The organism is Dyadobacter sp. UC 10 (assembly GCF_008369915.1).
GTDB lineage: Bacteria > Bacteroidota > Bacteroidia > Cytophagales > Spirosomataceae > Dyadobacter.
In genome coordinates this window covers 1,864,432-1,880,756 of record NZ_VSRN01000001.1, presented here as the reverse complement: position 1 = coordinate 1,880,756, position 16,325 = coordinate 1,864,432, and the positions used below count along the sequence as shown (strand labels likewise).

Genomic DNA, 16,325 nt, shown 5'->3' with positions numbered 1-16,325 from the left:
TTTATTTAGGATCTACCAAAGGTATAGCACCATATTTGCCACCTCTATCTTTTTTTCCAGCAGTCCAATCCCAATAATTTATATGAGGTACAGATTCATCATGTCCCTTTCGCCTGTCGGGATGACCAGGATCAAGCCTATATCCTTTTTTTGAATTACCAGCAGTTGGACTACCAAATTTCCCTTTTTCCCCTTTTGGTAATGCCCCGGGAATTCCAAGTTCGGCGTAAGCCTTTCGTAAAGCGTCCTTTATATTAGATATTTTGATTTCGCCAGCAACTTGAATTGCATCTTTTCCTGCTTTCGCAACGGTGCTTGTTACAACGGCGTTAGGTGCGGTTTTAGCCACTAGGCTACTGGTAGTTCCACCAGCTGGCGAAACGGCAGACATTGCATTCACCCCATCCAATAAATGTCCTCCGGCATCCTTCAAAAATCCTTGCCGGGGTACTTGCTCCATTGTGGTCTCGTAGCTGTCGCCGACTCTTTTTTCGACTGCCTCCCACTTCATACCCTTTCTGGCAGGAGTAATACCTAATGCGTCACCAGCATTATATGCAAGGGTCCTAATTGAGTTCCCAACGCTCATCACTACTGGTCCAATCATCATGCCGATTTGACCGGCTTCGTCATCACATTCAGGACAATCCCCGTTTGGGTCACTCCGCAAGATAGGATTATTCCAGCCGTATTGGTATGTAGAGTAGTTTTCCTGACCAGCAATAACAGGGTCAACACTGGTGAACCTGCCAATGGCCGGATCATAGAACCGCTTCATCAAATCCATATACCCCGTTTCCGGCTGGCTCTCACGGCCCAAGAAGTTGTAGCGGTTGACAGAATTTCTTGCGTTCTGAGGCTGTACCGGATTATTCCTATCAATCTCCAACCCAAACGGATAATAATCCGTTTTTTGCAAAGTACTTCCAAGTTCATTAAATACAATCCGCACATTGCCAAGATGATCTTTCAGGAAATAATCAAACCTCAGCGTATCGCCGCTCCGAACTACCTGGCCTTCGGTGGTATGAACGCGTTTTACTGTGTTGTTCTTGTCATATTCAAACCGCCCGGCATACTTGATGAGAACGGTGTCTGCTGCATTGACCGCATAATATTTATGCTTCGTGCCGCTGGCATCGTAATCGTAGCGATATGCCTTGCCGGCTACGGTGACGGTTCTGGGCAGGTTCAGATAACTGTAGGTGAGGGTGGCGGCGTGGGTTTCGTCCGTAGTCGTGTTCCCGTTTGCATCATAAATGTAATTGCTTGTCCCTGTCTTCACGCCTGCGGCTGTTCCCGCATCTGCTACCGAGCTCAGCCTGTTACCTGTGTAATTGTAAGTCAGGTTATCGATGGTTGCGCCGGCTGCATCCTTGCGGGTCAGCTTTTTGATATTGCCGTTCAGGTCGTACTGGATGCCCGATTCGGTTTCTTTATACGTGCCGATCCCTGTCGAGCCGAGCAGCCGGTTGGCGCCGTCGTAGGAAAACGTGAGGCCTTTGGTAAACGCAGCCTCATCCCTGCCTTTCCAGGACATGGAAGTGATATTACCATTGGTATAAATAGTCCCGCTCAGGTAATCGACCGTGAAAGCAAAAAATGGCAAATCGGGCCCTTCCAGTTTCTTTCGATACACATTGGCGCCGTCGGTAAGCCATCCCCTGATGTTGCTGGTGTAATCTGTGCGGGTTCGGTAGGCAAGCCCGTTGCTGGCGGGGTAAGCGTGGAACCACTTGCTTTTCAGCGCTCCCAAAGGCGTGTAGCGCTGCGCCAGGGTGTAGGCTTCTTTGGTTTTCGCACCAATGGTAACTTTTTCTTTGACCAACAGCAGCCGGTCGGCATGGTCGTACGTATAAATGGCCGTATGTGCATTGGCGACTACGCCTGCGGGCGCCTGCTCCGTCTTTTGTTCGGCGATCACCGGCGCCAGGTCATATTTGTATTGGGTGGATAACCGCTCAAATGCATTGGCCCCCAGGTCGTGCAGCTGCCTTGTTACCTGTATCTGCCGGTATTCGGGGTCGTAATAGGTCACGCTGGTGAGCCAGCCTCCCGCGCTGCCGTCACCGGGCAATACGCGCACCCGCCCGCCGGTGGTCTGGCCTTTCACATTCGCATTGTTGGAAGTATAGTAGGCCGCTACGTAATTCAGCTGCGCTGGCTTAGAAAATGTATAATTGTCGTAAAAAGTGATCGTCAGCAAATGCGCCTCCGTGGTCGAAGCGGGCGCCGTCAGGTTAAGCGAGTATCCGGCGGTCACGGCATTGTTCCGGTTTTCGTGGTGCTGCGCGCCGATATCCACTTTCGCGGCCCAGTCGGAACGCAGTTCGCTGCCGGGGATTTCCCCGGTTGCGACCGGCCGGTTGAGCGCATCGTATTTGGTAAAACCCCATACATTCCGCGACAGCTGGTTGGCATCGCGCGTGAGCGCCGGCCGGTCATACTGATCGTATACGATTTCGATTTTGCCCCCGCCAGGGATATTTTTTACGATCACCCGCCCACGCGCATCGTAGTCATAGGTAAAAGCCTGGTTGGCCAGCGAATTTTCAGATTGAAACCCGGGCTGTAAAACTGCGCGAAGCAAGCCGATGTTGTCGTAAACATAATAAGTGAACAAGGTAACATTCCCTGGACCAGGCGCCGGATCGACCAGCTGCTGGCGGCAGATCAGCCTGCCCGACAAATCGTAGTATTCTTTGGTTTGTTTATAATTCTCATCAGTTTTGAAAATATAGGTGACTGTTCCGGGAGCATACCCGCCATTTTCTACAATGGTATTACCCGCCTTGTTGTAATCGTACCTTTTCAGCTCACCGCAGCAGTTAGTCTTGTACTTGATGACTGCGGTATTGCTTCTGGCTCCCGGAGCCTGGTCGCCGATCACCCGGCTGAGAGGCGATGTTTCGAATGTAAAGTCGTTCTGCGGAGCGCTGACGTCCAAAAGTCCGTAGTTAGTCAATCCTGCGGGATTTGAAGGGTCAGCATACCAGGCGGCAGCGTCCGCGACCGCGTTGCTTTTGAATGCTCCGTTGCCACCTGCGACATAAGACAAAAATTGGGCAGGCTGCCTGCCCGCCGCGTCAAATGCGATGGGCTGTATCAGGTCCGTACCAGCCGGGCTTTGCCCGACGGCTACATTCTGAAGCGGCCTGCCCAGCCCGTCCAGATACCGGACCTGCGTGGTCACTTTACTCACATCATTCGCATTGGCACCAGCTTGTTTATAGGTTCTTGAAATAATGTAGTTTCTGGCATTTGTCTGCTGCCCGTGTGCTCCGCTCGGGATAGTGAGCATTGTTAGGAAAAATAGGACGATCTGTTTCATTTCAGAAAAGATAATTTTAGACTAATGTGTGATAATTACTGTTTTACAACCCGATGCGTGCTGACGCTTCCATCCAGAAAAGTGATTTGCATGATGTAGAGGCCGGGGATAAGCCGGTCTGTATCGATTGTGCGGGCCACGGGGGATTGCAAAACCATCTTGCCGGCACTATCAAAAAATTGAATACTGCGCACCGTGCCCAGGTCGCCGATCGTCAGGTTCAGTTTCTTTCCTACACTCACTGGGTTGGGGTAAATCTCTGCTTCACTGTCGCTGAACACCAGGCTGCGTATCTGGCTATACGCAAAGGTGTCGTCACGGTCCACCATTTTAAGCCTGTAAAGGTTTTCTCCTTTTAGGGGCTTGCTGTCATCAAATGAATAGGTATGATCGTCTGTACTTTCTCCGGCAGCCATGACGATCCCGAGTTGTTTCCAGGTTTTGCCATTTTCACTATGCTCGATTTCAAACCTGTCCGCATTGGTTTCGAAAGAGGTGGTCCAGGTCAGCACAGCTATGGCTTCCTTTTTTACTGCCTCGAAACGGATCAATGTAACAGGCAGCGGCAACTCGCTCGCGATGAGCACCAGGCTGGACGCCGCAATGCTTCCCGTCGGTGCAAGGGCTGTGCAAGGAGTAGGCTGACCGGCGTAATTGTAGCAGTAAGAGGCCCGCACCACGCCGCCGGCATTATTGTCCCGGATATTGGCAAGCCTGCCCAACTCGTCATATTCATAGAACGTTGCCTTGGAATTCGGGTCGGTGATGCTTTGGATGCCCGCCAGGGTTTTGTGATCGTAGCTCACCGCCTGAGCCTCTGCCGCTCCGTCAGAAACGGTCCTTTTCTTCAAAAGGTCGGTTTTCCCTACATCAGCCGGGCCAAAATATTCCAGCTTGGTGTTCATCCCGTTTCTTTCCTTGTAAGTAAGCAGGTTGCCCCGTATGTCATAAGTTAAAAAGTCGATATCGCTGCTCAATGTGACCGGCAGCACCGTGCCGACGCCGGAAGAGACCTTTTTGGGTAAATAAAAACCATTAAATAATCCAAAGTCCACCTGTTGCTGCCTGAGCGTGACAGGCGCGTTGTCTGGTCCGGTATAAGTCAATGTTGAACTGGCTGTGCCAATCTGATTCCGGGACGTCATCGCCACATGGACCGCATCCGGGAAATTCGGCGGGTACTGGTAGCGCGTTTTGATCTCTTCCCCGCGACTGTCTGTTTCACTTTGTATATGCAGTTGCCCATTCGGCCAGTATTTATAGTTTTTGGTAGTCGCCGCACTATATTGAGCAGGATTATCCTGATCATATATCGTATAAACTTCCTGGGAAGGCAGGAATGGACGTACATCGATCAGATAGGCAGTACCTTCATAAACCCGGTGATCACCGTCGCATAAATAGGTGAGCAATGTCCTTTCGGCACGGGCAGAATAGTCCGCAAGCGCTCCGGTTAATGCATATTGGTAAACGTTTTTACTTACCCTGCTTCCATTTGCATGATATTTTTCTTCTGAAAGCTTTTTCCCGCGCTGGTTAGCCGTGCTATTGTAAGGCTGATAAGCTGTAAAACCTGTTTGCAAAGTCCCTGAAGCCTGCGTATCCAGGTATCCGTTGTCGAAATTTGAAAATTTATGGACTGTCCAGCCCCCGGTCGAGGTAGCTTCTACCACTTCCGAATAGCCGATGTGCGATCCGTAACTATTTTCCGAGCCGGGAAGTACCGACTGCGTCGAGAAAATATTTTGGGTATACGTAAAATTGTCATTGGGCTTTGGCGTGTAGCCCGTAAAATAATATTGGGCTTTTCCACCTAAAACCCCGCTGGAAAGCAAAGCAGCATTAGGTATCAACGGATTAAAGCCAGCAACGTAGCTGTATGTTTTTACTACTTCCGATCCGGCGATGTTTGGGTCATAACTTTTGATTTCCCGGACCCGCAAGCCACCCGCCAGCTTGTTGGAAGGATAGGAATCAAGGCCGGTCCACCTCGCCAGTTTTACCTCTTTGGAATACGTATGAGGCTCAAAAACAAAGTCCGTCATGCCTCCGGTCGGGTACTTGATCCTGGTTAGCGAACCTGCTTTTACATATTTGCTGTCGGCATCTGGCGAGCGAAAGGTATCTCCATAGGCGGTATAAAAGTTCGGTATCGAAAAATCAGGGGCGGTGATCGGTTTACCATTATTGAATCCCCAATGATCGGTATGCGAGCGGGCATAAAATGGAAGGGAGACCCCGGGCGAACTGAAATAACTGAATACATAAGGCGGAACCACTTTCGCTCCCGACTTCTCCTGAACGCTTTGCAGCATCAACCGTTCGTTGGGTAAATTATTGTAAGTAAAACCGAATTCTTTAACGGTGACCCCACCTGGTGTCTGGATTTCGATTTTGTCCAGCTTGCGCCATTGCAGCGTGGCCAGCAGATCGGCCAGCGGCGGGTCAGTCTCGACACAGGATGGCGACCTGACCGGATAGTAACAGGAATATAAATACAATAAAATATTGTGTGTCTGATTGTTATTTCCAAGAGGGCTTTTATTCCAATTCACATAGGGAGCAAAAATTGCTTCGTCGTAGCGCAGATCCATACTTTGAGTAGATGTGAATTTAACCTTATAATTTGTCCCGGAAATTTCTTTTAAATAGATAGGAGAGATTAGTTTTCCATTGACAGGGCCATTCACCGGAAAGAGCGAGGGGTTGTTTTCGCATTCGGCATCCAGAAACCCGCCGCCACCGACTTTGTACTGGCCCTGGTAAAGAGAAAAATACATTTGCGCCACCATTGCGCCTCTTTCGTAAGTAAAATTCGTGACCTGGCCGGTGACCTGGGTAATAGATTTGAGATACCAGGCATTGCAATTCCACGTTTCGGCACCTTGAGCGAAAAAGTCTATACCGTACTCGGCAAAAGCATTGCTGCCGCCAAACTCGTATTTATTGCCGGATTCATCCGTTATAATAAACCCTTTCGCATGCAGCCGGTAATTCGGCTCGTTTCGCCAGACGCTAAAATAGTTGGCAGTGATATGTGTGTTGGAAGGGGGAATAAATGGGGGCGCGGTGTCGATAACATTGGAACTCAGTTTGACTTTGACGGGCCTGTCACAGAGTACTTTGAATTTTCCGTCGTGGCCCCAATAAAATTTCCCCGAAATGCCGGGCAGGTTAAATGCAAATTCATCCGGTTCCAGGTCACGGCCGAGAAAGCTGTTGTCTACGATGGATTTGATGCCGGCAGATGTATTCCAGTTATTATCATTAACAAGGCCGGCTGCAAGAAAATACCCCAATTTCCCCCGGCTATCCTGGTATGGGCAATCATCCGGCCCATCCCTGATGGTGCGGGTTACCGCGTAATGTGTTGACAAGTTGAAATTCAGTCCGACCCAACCTGGATGTGCATCCGGTCGCACGCCGGAAGCATCGTAGTTTAATGCGATCGGAATTTCCAGCTTGTGGTCGGTAATCGTATGCAGGTTGACATTGATATCGGGCTTTCCCGTGAAAAGGGAAACCGGAATGTCTCCATGAGTGCTAAATGCAGCGGCTGCCGGACTTTGGAGGGTTTTGGGCGCGGCCGGAATTTGTGCCAGAATGGATGGTGAAATGCTAATAACCGCCAGGAAAACAAGCAACTTGCGAGACCTTCGAGAAAGGGTAAATGTGTCCATTTGAAAAGTTTTGCCATTTAGACGTAGGCTTTTCGGATTGGTCACATATTTTTTGAAATTTTTTATGACTGGTAAATCGAATCTCGCATCCAGAAAACAAAAAGAGCAGCAAGCCCCGGAAGAAACAAAATGTGCCCATTTGGAAAGTTCTTGTCGCTTGGACATAAACTTTCAAATGGACACATTTTTTTAACCTATGATAACTTACTTACAGCCTCTAAAGGCGACAGGCTGTGGCTAAGTATAGAAATGTCAATCTTTCATGTTGCCGGATTGCGCTTAGCTTCCGCAAGCCTCACAGCCCTCCGGATCATCCAGTGAACATTGCATGTCAGAACGATTGTCACGCGGCATCACAGGTTTCGCATGCTCTTCCGCATACTGAATATAGTTCAGTTCTTTTTCTGTAACAACCTCAGTCGCAGGTTCCAGGAGTACTTCTGCCTGCTTGCTTACGGTGAACTGAACCGGATCAGAAGCAGCACGTGTACGTAAATAATACATTCCTGTTTTAAGTCCTTTTTTCCAGGCATAGAAATGCATGGAGGTAAGCTTACCAAAGTTTGCCTCCTCCATAAAGATGTTCAGCGACTGTGACTGGCAAATGTATGCACCACGATCCGCTGACATGTCCAGCAGGCTTCGCTGCTTGATCTCCCAGGCCGTTTTATAAAGTTCTTTGATGTTCTGGGGGATGTTTGGAATTGCCTGCACTGATCCGCTTGCACGTACCAGGTTGTTTTTCATTTCTTCATTCCAAAGATTCAGCCGCACCAGATCTTTTAACAAATATTTATTCACTACTACAAATTCACCCGAAAGAACCCTTCTTACATAAATGTTAGAGGTGAACGGCTCGAAGCATTCATTATTACCCAGGATCTGGCTGGTGGAAGCAGTCGGCATAGGTGCCAATAACAATGAGTTGCGAACACCATACTTGATGACATCCTTTCTCATTTTACCCCAATCCCAGCGGTTGCTGTCCGGAGTAACATTCCACATATCAAATTGGAAAATACCTTTCGAAATCGGGCTGCCTGCCCAGGTTTCGTACGGACCATGCTGGATCGCGAGCTCCATGGATGCTTCCATTGATCCGAAATAAATGGTCTCGAAAATATCCTTGTTCAACTGACGTGCTTCATCCGAATCAAATGGCATACGCATCAAACAGAATGCATCTGCCAGACCTTGCACGCCGATACCGATCGGTCTGTGTCTTTTATTGCTTTTTTCAGCTTCCGGAATAGGATAGTAGTTCAGATCAATGATTTTGTTCAGGTTGCGTGTGATCACTTTCGTGATTTCATACAATTTCTGGTGATCGAACCGCATATAACCATCTGCACCTTGCTCAACGAATTTGGGCAACGCAATGGAAGCAAGGTTACAAACCGCTACCTCGTCCGGTGCGGTATATTCAATAATTTCAGTACAAAGGTTGGAAGACTTGATCGTACCCAGGTTTTGCTGGTTGGATTTGCTGTTTGCGTGATCTTTGTACAACATATAAGGAGTACCTGTCTCGATCTGCGATTCCATGATTGCAAACCAAAGGTCTTGCGCTTTAATCGTTTTACGCGCCTTTCCTTCCAGTTCGTATTGCTCATACAGCTTTTCAAACTCTTCACTGTGCGTATCGGAAAGCCCGGGGCATTCGTGCGGGTCAAACAGGGACCAGGTATCATTGGCCTCGACGCGTTTCATAAACAAATCGGGAATCCAGAGCGCATAGAAAAGGTCGCGTGCACGCTGTTCTTCCTTGCCATGATTTTTCTTAAGATCAAGGAAATCGAAAATATCGGCATGCCAGGGTTCCATATATATTGCAAAGGAGCCTTTGCGCTTCCCGCCGCCCTGATCTACATATCTCGCAGTATCATTGAAAACCCGGAGCATAGGGACAATACCATTTGATTGTCCATTTGTTCCTTTAATATAAGAACCGGTTGCACGCACATCATGTATGCTCAATCCAATGCCACCGGCAGACTGAGAGATCAACGCACAATTTTTGAGGGTATCATATATTCCGCTGATACTGTCTTCCTTCATGGTCAGAAGAAAGCACGAAGACATTTGGGGCTTCGGAGTTCCAGCATTGAATAGGGTAGGTGTTGCGTGCGTAAACCATTTTTCAGAAAGCAAATGGTACGTTTCGATCGCAGCCTGCACATCTTCCTGATGAATACCGACAGCCACACGCATCAGCATATGCTGCGGACGCTCTACAATTTTTCCGTCAACTTTCAGTAAATATGATTTCTCCAGGGTTTTATAGCCAAAATAGTCATAGGCATAATCCCGGTCATATATGATAGTAGAATCAAAAAGGGAAGCATTCTGACGGATTACCTCATAAACATCCTTGGAAATAAGTGATGCGTTTTCGCCAGTCTTCGAATCAATGTATGTAAACAAGCGCTTCATTGTCGCCGAAAACGACTTCAATGTGTTCTTATGAAGATTTGAGATAGCGACGCGGGCAGCAAGGATAGCGTAATCCGGGTGCTTGGTTGTCATGGAAGCAGCTGTTTCAGCAGCCAGGTTGTCCAGCTCCGCAGTGGTTACGCCATCGTAAATGCCGGACACAACCTTCTTAGCAACCTCTACCGGCTGAATGTACTTGGTGTCCAGGCCGTAGCTCAGTTTTTCAATGCGGGCTGTCACTTTGTCGAATTTTACGGATTCGCGGCGACCGTCTCGCTTAATTACATACATTGACATAGTAATGTGGTGTTTTAAAGGACGTTAGTGATGAAAAATCGGGGGACTGTCTTGGAAGATTATTCTTAAAAATCTCTTGAAATAACATTAAATTAATCACAATCACAACCTGCTTTTTACTCAAAAATCGCGCCTTACCGGCATAGTACAAATTATAAAATTGTTAAGAATCTTATAACTAGTTATTTAACTCCCGATCGGACTTGGGAGAGTCAATGAAAAAAAATCATATAAATAATGATCGCAAAATTTGTAAACTTTTTTCCGGTCATCAGTTCAAGATTAATTCGAATATATCAATACCCAATCTGAAAATCAATGATTTATGACAAGAAGATTCTTTATACATAATCTAAATTTGTAAACTTTTATTTTTCTAAGTCAATTTAGCATTCAATTTTTTAAAACATATAAACAAAAAAACCTGTCAATATGAGCGAAAAAGTAGATCAAGCTACCAGAAGAACTTTCCTGAAACGGACTTCCGGGGTATTTGCAGGAATGGCGGCGGGATCGGTGTTTCCGGAAGCATTTGCGATGCACGGAACAAAGCCAGAATATATGATCCCGCTGGGCGTTTATGCCGCATACAACAAAGCCAACTTTCTGAAAGAATCGGGGTGCTCTTATATAGAGGAGTCTGTTACAGGCTTTCTGATTCCTGAAAAAGGCGACGAGCAATACGAAAAGAATTTGGAGCAGCTCAAACATGAGAACTTTCCGATCAAATCCTATGTGATCCTTTTGCCGGCAGCATTGAAGACACTTGGCCCTGATGCCAATCACGAGGCTATTCTTCAAAGGACCGAACTTGTTTTGAAAAGAGCGAAGGAGTGTAAATCTCAGTATGTGGTGTTTGGAAGCGGCGCCTCCCGGATCATCCCGGAAGGTTTCGACCGGGCCACTGCCAAAGCACAGCACATCGACCTGACCAAAAAAATGGCCCCGCTGGCTGAAAAATATGGCGTCACCATCGCCGTAGAGCCACTTAATAAAGGTGAAACCAATTTTATTAACAGCCTCGCGGAAGGCGTGGAGATCATCGATGCAGTCAAAAGTCCGTCGATCAAGCTGCTTTGTGACATATATCATATGTTAAAGGAAGACGAACCCGCGACTGAGATCGTGAAATATGGTAAGCATATTGTGCATTGCCACATCGCGGAAAAAGAGAGCCGCACACCTCCCGGGGTCAAAGGCGACGATTTCAGGCCTTACCTGGGCGCATTAAAAAAGATCAATTACAAAGGCGGGCTTTCGATTGAGTGCTTTGTGTATAACGATTTTCATAAAGAGGCCAAGAAAGGGATCGAGGTTCTGAAAAAGCAACTGAGCGAGGTTTAGTGCTGAAAACGTTCGTATGGTATTAATATTTAAAAAGATACAGTTTTAAAACTTGGTTTGAAAAATTAGAATACTTACTTTTGCAATCCTTTTTGAGAATTGTACAGAAACAAATAATACCATATACCAATGAAAAAAGATATTCATCCCAAATACAGAGAGGTAGTTTTCTGGGATCTGTCGAGCGATTATAAATTCATTACACGTTCTACGATCGAAACCACTGAAAACATCACTTGGGAAGACGGTAAATCTTATCCTGTTTATAAAGTAGAGGTTTCTTCTCAGTCACACCCTTTCTATACCGGTAAAAATGTGCTGGTTGATACTGCGGGACGTGTTGACAAGTTCAGAAAACGTTACGGACAGAAAGAAGCATAACAAGCACTTCGCTTTTTGCTTTAAAATAATTATTGAAGCAGTCTCCTGACAAATGCACAGGAGACTGCTTCTTTTTTTGTCCTAACCAATAAAATGACCGAACTTTGATCATACATACTGAACAAATATGCCCGCTGTAATTCTATTTGATGATCCGGTACTTCGTACGCAGCTATTACCACTTACATACACCAGGCCGACCAGCCAAATCCGTTGCGGTATTTTAACGATTGCAGAAAAGTGGTCAGGCTGCCTGGATTCGCAGGTTTCTTTCCAAACTGTCCCGTATTTAAGTACGAGGTTCCCTTCCGTTACTTCGCAGGATAATCTGTTTATCAATGGCAGCCTCTGTCCCGACGATCAGCTTATAACGTCAATAAAAAATCTGGAAATCAATTCTGTTTTAATATCGGATAGTAGTGAAATATTGGCGTTACGAACAGACAAACCGTGGGCAACTACCCAGGGATTCGAGCGGTTGAATGCCATAACCTATTCCAGATCATTTACGTTAATCCGGAATGTATGGGACATATTTACTTTCAATGGAGCGCAGATTAGTGCTGATTTTGAGAGTATTACCAGGAACAGAACTTCTGAGCCTGTTTCCGACCCTTTTACGCATTGCTATAACCAGGGTCAGATTTTCATAGAGAAAGGCGCAGTTATTAAAGCTGCCATTTTGAATGCGGAAAACGGCCCTATTTATATCGGCAAAAATGCGCTTATCCAGGAAGGTTCAATGGTGCAGGGACCATTTGCGATCGGTGAGAATTCCACGTTGGCACAGGGTACTAAAATCAGGCCCAATACTACTATCGGGCCATTCTGTAAAGCTGGCGGCGAAATCAGTAACAGTATATTAACAGGATACAGCAACAAAGGCCATGACGGTTATCTTGGCAATTCCGTTTTAGGGGAATGGTGCAACCTTGGCGCAAATACCAATAATTCGAATTTGAAAAATGACCATAGTATTGTAAAGCTACATAGCTACGCGACAAATCAGCTGGAGAATACCGGACTCACAAACTGTGGCCTGATCATGGGCGACTATTCCAAAGCAGGTATTTCGACCATGTTCAACACCGGAACGGTTGTTGGCGTAAGTGTGAATGTATTCGGTAGCGGCTTTCAGCAAAAACATATTCCGTCATTTTCCTGGGGGGGGGCTCTCGAAGGGTTTTGCGAATATCGTTTGCAAAAGGCAGCGGCCGTCGCAGCTGATACCGTAGGCAGGCGTAATGTAGTTTTTGACGATGTGGATCATTCCATTTTGCAAACCTTATTCGAACTTACACGGAACCAGCGTAACTACTAACTACACACTCCGATTGTAAAAAGATTAACTCCGATTTACCGTGCTTTTCAAAGATATTCCGGGTCTCGAACCGATCAAATCCACGCTGAGGCGCTCGGTGAAAAATAGTCACCTGGCCCATGCCCAGTTGTTCGACTTTCCCGCAGGCGGAGGCGGGCTGGCGATGGCACTCGCTTTTTCGACCTATATCAATTGTGAAAATAAGCAGGAAGAGGATGCGTGCGGGACTTGCGCCTCCTGCTTCAAAATGAGCAAACTGATCCACCCGGATTTTCATTTCATCTTTCCAATCGCAACCTCGAAGAAAACGGATGGTAAAAACAGCGAAGCCTTTCTCCCGCTCTGGCGCTCGTTTTTGCTTGAAAATCCTTACAGAATACTGCCCGACTGGCTCGATTTTATCAGTGCGGAAAATAAACAGGGCAATATATCGGTCGAAGAAGCAAGAGGCATTCTTCGTAAGCTCTCTGTGAAGGCTTATGAAGGTGAATACAAAATCCTGCTGATCTGGAAGCCGGATATTATGAATGCCGCTTCTTCCAATGCAATACTAAAAATTTTGGAAGAGCCGCCGGAAAAAACACTTTTCCTGCTGGTAAGTGACCAGACGGACAAGTTGCTGACGACCATCATATCCCGAACACAGCGCATTACAATTCCGGCCTTTTCCGACGATGAAATTCGCAGCTATCTAAAAAAGCAGGAAGTCAGTGAAAATATCGTCAACCAGGTTACCTATTTGAGCGACGGCAATTTGTCGGAAGCATTAAAATTGGTTCAGGAAGACGAAGACGATCGCTCGGGCTGGTTTGCCGGCTGGATGCGTTCCTGCTACAAATACGACGTTTCGCACCTTGTTAAGCTGGCTGACGGATACGACGTAATGTCCAAAGAGCGGCAAAAAGGTTTACTGGAATATGCATTAAGGCTTTTCAGAGATATGCTGATATGGAGTAACGGGGCCGGGGAGTTACTGAGGGTACCGCAGGAAGAGCTCACATTTGTCCAGAATTTCTCCAAAACCGTCAATTTTGATTCTCTCGAAAAGATGATCGGCGAGGTTAATACCGCTCATTATCATATTGAGCGCAACGTGCGGGCCAAAATGGTTTTCCTGGATCTTTCATTAACCATCGCCCATTTCTTCCAGCGTAAATGAAACATGCAATACAAGTAATCGGGGCCACTGATTTGGTTGATCTCCCAGAACTGGGCTGGCTGAATGTACCTGTAAGGATCGATTCCGGTGCCGCTACCTCTGCTATTCACTGTTCCAGGGTTCGGTTGATCAAAGACGGAGAGCAAACTTTTTTGCAGTTTTATCTCGACAAAAAGAAAGGTGCCCCGCAACAGTCTTTTATCGTCGAAGATTTCAAGGAAACCGTAATAAGAAATTCATCGGGTAAAGAAGAGAAACGGTACGTAATCAAGACAAAAGTCCGGATTTTTGGCAAAAAGATCCGGACAGAATTTTCTCTCGCCAACCGCCGGAAAATGCAGTATCCCATCTTAATAGGTCGGAAATTGCTGAAAAACCGGTTTATCATCGATGTTTCTCAAAAAAACCTGTCTGCCGCCAGGCATTCATTGGCACCAAACCGTTTAAAGTCTGACGACTAATTCCCTCACAAGCTGTGCTAATTTTTCCTGTTATATGAAAATCGCCGTTTTATCCACCAATGCAGACCTTTATTCGACGCGACGTTTGGTGGAGGCAATCAAGCAAAAAGGCCATCAACCTATTGTTATTGACCATACTAAATGCTTTGTGATGATCGAGGGCGGCAAGCCTTCCATTGTATATAAAGGAAAACCGGTTCCGGAAATTGACGCAGCCATTCCAAGGATCGGCACGTCGGTAAGTGCATTTGGCTGCGCGGTAGTGCGCCAGCTTGAACTGATGAAAATTTTTACTACCGTCAAATCGCAGGCGATATTGCGTTCCCGGGATAAGCTCCGAAGTATGCAGGTCCTGGCGAAGGCCGGTATCGATATTCCAAAGACTGTTTTTGCAAAAAATCCCTCACAGGTCAATGAACTGATTCATATGGTAGGCGGGCCGCCGGTGGTGATCAAACTGCTGGAAGGAACCCAGGGCGTGGGAGTGGTTCTGGCCGAGACGATCAAAGCAGCCAAATCTACGATTGAGGCCTTTTACGGGCTAAGGGCTAATTTTTTGATACAGGAATATGTCGCCGAATCCAAAGGTGCGGATATTCGTGCATTTGTAATCGGGAACAAAGTAATCGCCGCAATGCGCCGCCAGGGTGCGGACGGAGATTTCAGAAGTAACCTGCACCGGGGAGGCCAGGGGAGCCTGGTCGAACTTACTCCGGAGGAAGAGGAAACTGCTGTAGCCGCCGCAAAAGCGCTGGGCGTCAAGATTGCCGGAGTTGACATGCTGCAATCCGATCGCGGCCCGCTCGTGATGGAAGTTAACTCATCACCTGGTCTTAGGGGCATTGAAGAAATCAGCGGAATTGACATTGCGGCATTGATTGTTAGTTATATTGAAGACAAGATTGTTACCGACGAAGGAGATACTGTTGGAGTTTAAAATAGATTACATATTATCATGCATATAAAAATAGGAACGCGCGGAAGCAAGCTGGCTCTTTGGCAGGCATATTATGTCAGAGATCTTTTGCAGGCCGGTGGAATAGCCTCGGAAATAGTAATTATTGAAACAAAAGGAGATAAGATCCTCGACCGGTCTTTATCAAAAATAGGCAGCAAAGGCGTCTTCACAGAGGAACTGGAAGATCAATTAAGGACAGGTGAAATAGATATTGCTGTCCACAGCGCGAAAGACCTGCAATCTCAGCTCGACGATGCATTCGAAATCATCGCATTCACCGAACGCGAAAAAGCGAACGATGTGCTGGTAAGCCACAATACGGCATTGTCACTGAAGACCGGCGAACCATTTGTCGTCGGAACCTCTTCTACAAGACGCATTGCTATTTTAAAACACTTTTATCCGCAGATTAAGACCGTCGATATGCGCGGAAACCTGCAGACGCGGCTAAGAAAGCTGGAAGAAGGACAATGCGATGCATTATTGCTGGCTTATGCAGGTGTGCACAGAATGGAATATGACGACAAGATCGCAGAGCATTTATTACTAGACGAATTTACGCCGGCAGTGGGGCAGGGGAGTGTGGCGATTGAATGCGCTGTTGCGCTGGACGAAACGAAAAAGAGCATTTTGAAAGATCTGCTGAATCACAAAGAAACCGAGATCTGCCTGCTGGCTGAACGCGCCTTCCTGAAAAGATTACAAGGCGGGTGCAGCATTCCGGTTTTTGCAATGGCAACTTTGAATGGTGAACAAATCCATATTACCGGCGGTATCGTCAGCCTCGATGGATCGGAACTTATCCGAAAAACCCAAACCGGTGCCCAGGTGTTCCCTGAAGAGCTCGGCCTGGCCCTCGCCGACGAACTTCTTGAAGCCGGTGCCGACAGGATATTGCAATCGATCCGGTCCCAAAGTGGAAATTCTTAAAAGCAAAAGCCCGGCACTGAGTCCGGGCTT

At 47.0% G+C, this 16,325-nt stretch carries 10 protein-coding genes; 7 read left to right on the top strand and 3 right to left on the bottom strand.

Going from position 1 to position 16,325, the window contains the following annotated elements; genetic code table 11:
* Position 1: 1 nt before the first annotated feature.
* The 3 genes from FXO21_RS07490 to FXO21_RS07480 all read right to left on the bottom strand — a co-directional run bounded on the left by FXO21_RS07490 (position 2) and on the right by FXO21_RS07480 (position 9,735).
* Positions 2–3,331 carry a DUF6443 domain-containing protein gene (locus FXO21_RS07490; protein WP_149639509.1) on the bottom strand — a complete coding sequence of 1,110 codons (3,330 nt, stop codon included), beginning with the start codon at positions 3,329–3,331 and terminating at the stop codon, positions 2–4.
* A gap of 35 nt (positions 3,332–3,366) precedes the next feature.
* Entirely contained in the window at positions 3,367–7,011 is a 3,645-nt protein-coding gene (locus FXO21_RS07485) for a T9SS type A sorting domain-containing protein (protein ID WP_192579182.1), read from the bottom strand.
* Positions 7,012–7,290: 279 nt separating this feature from the next.
* Entirely contained in the window at positions 7,291–9,735 is a 2,445-nt protein-coding gene (locus FXO21_RS07480) for a ribonucleoside-diphosphate reductase subunit alpha (RefSeq protein ID WP_149643407.1), read from the bottom strand.
* 438 nt (positions 9,736–10,173) lie between these two features.
* On the opposite strand from FXO21_RS07480, the gene FXO21_RS07475 reads away from it, so the two are divergent.
* From FXO21_RS07475 to hemC, 7 genes are all read left to right on the top strand, one after another.
* Positions 10,174–11,085: a sugar phosphate isomerase/epimerase family protein gene (locus FXO21_RS07475; protein WP_149639507.1), complete on the top strand. Its 912-nt coding sequence runs from the start codon at positions 10,174–10,176 to the stop codon at positions 11,083–11,085.
* A gap of 129 nt (positions 11,086–11,214) precedes the next feature.
* Positions 11,215–11,466: a type B 50S ribosomal protein L31 gene (locus FXO21_RS07470; protein ID WP_149639506.1), complete on the top strand. Its 252-nt coding sequence runs from the start codon at positions 11,215–11,217 to the stop codon at positions 11,464–11,466.
* Between the two features lie 127 nt (positions 11,467–11,593).
* Positions 11,594–12,787 (top strand): putative sugar nucleotidyl transferase, encoded by a 1,194-nt coding sequence (locus tag FXO21_RS07465; protein ID WP_149639505.1) that lies wholly within the window; start codon positions 11,594–11,596, stop codon positions 12,785–12,787.
* A gap of 40 nt (positions 12,788–12,827) precedes the next feature.
* A complete protein-coding gene (locus FXO21_RS07460) occupies positions 12,828–13,946 on the top strand; it encodes a DNA polymerase III subunit (protein WP_149639504.1) in 1,119 nt (372 codons plus the stop codon).
* Positions 13,943–14,407 carry an ATP-dependent zinc protease family protein gene (locus FXO21_RS07455; protein WP_149639503.1) on the top strand — a complete coding sequence of 155 codons (465 nt, stop codon included), beginning with the start codon at positions 13,943–13,945 and terminating at the stop codon, positions 14,405–14,407. The genes FXO21_RS07460 and FXO21_RS07455 overlap by 4 nt, the downstream gene beginning before the upstream one ends.
* A gap of 34 nt (positions 14,408–14,441) precedes the next feature.
* On the top strand, positions 14,442–15,344 hold the full coding sequence (gene rimK, locus FXO21_RS07450) for a 30S ribosomal protein S6--L-glutamate ligase (RefSeq protein ID WP_149639502.1): 903 nt from the start codon (positions 14,442–14,444) through the stop codon (positions 15,342–15,344).
* A gap of 18 nt (positions 15,345–15,362) precedes the next feature.
* Entirely contained in the window at positions 15,363–16,295 is a 933-nt protein-coding gene (gene hemC, locus FXO21_RS07445) for a hydroxymethylbilane synthase (protein ID WP_149639501.1), read from the top strand.
* Positions 16,296–16,325: the final 30 nt, after the last annotated feature.

What these genes read in the sequence shown, in the direction of transcription:
- FXO21_RS07470 (WP_149639506.1), top strand. Translation starts at nt 11,215, where the DNA reads ATGAAAAAAGATATTCATCCCAAATACAGAGAGGTAGTTTTCTGGGAT.
- rimK (WP_149639502.1), top strand. Translation starts at nt 14,442, where the DNA reads ATGAAAATCGCCGTTTTATCCACCAATGCAGACCTTTATTCGACGCGA.
- FXO21_RS07475 (WP_149639507.1), top strand. Translation starts at nt 10,174, where the DNA reads ATGAGCGAAAAAGTAGATCAAGCTACCAGAAGAACTTTCCTGAAACGG.
- FXO21_RS07485 (WP_192579182.1), bottom strand. Translation starts at nt 7,011, where the DNA reads ATGGACACATTTACCCTTTCTCGAAGGTCTCGCAAGTTGCTTGTTTTC.
- FXO21_RS07490 (WP_149639509.1), bottom strand. Translation starts at nt 3,331, where the DNA reads ATGAAACAGATCGTCCTATTTTTCCTAACAATGCTCACTATCCCGAGC.
- hemC (WP_149639501.1), top strand. Translation starts at nt 15,363, where the DNA reads ATGCATATAAAAATAGGAACGCGCGGAAGCAAGCTGGCTCTTTGGCAG.
- FXO21_RS07455 (WP_149639503.1), top strand. Translation starts at nt 13,943, where the DNA reads ATGAAACATGCAATACAAGTAATCGGGGCCACTGATTTGGTTGATCTC.
- FXO21_RS07480 (WP_149643407.1), bottom strand. Translation starts at nt 9,735, where the DNA reads ATGTATGTAATTAAGCGAGACGGTCGCCGCGAATCCGTAAAATTCGAC.
- FXO21_RS07465 (WP_149639505.1), top strand. Translation starts at nt 11,594, where the DNA reads ATGCCCGCTGTAATTCTATTTGATGATCCGGTACTTCGTACGCAGCTA.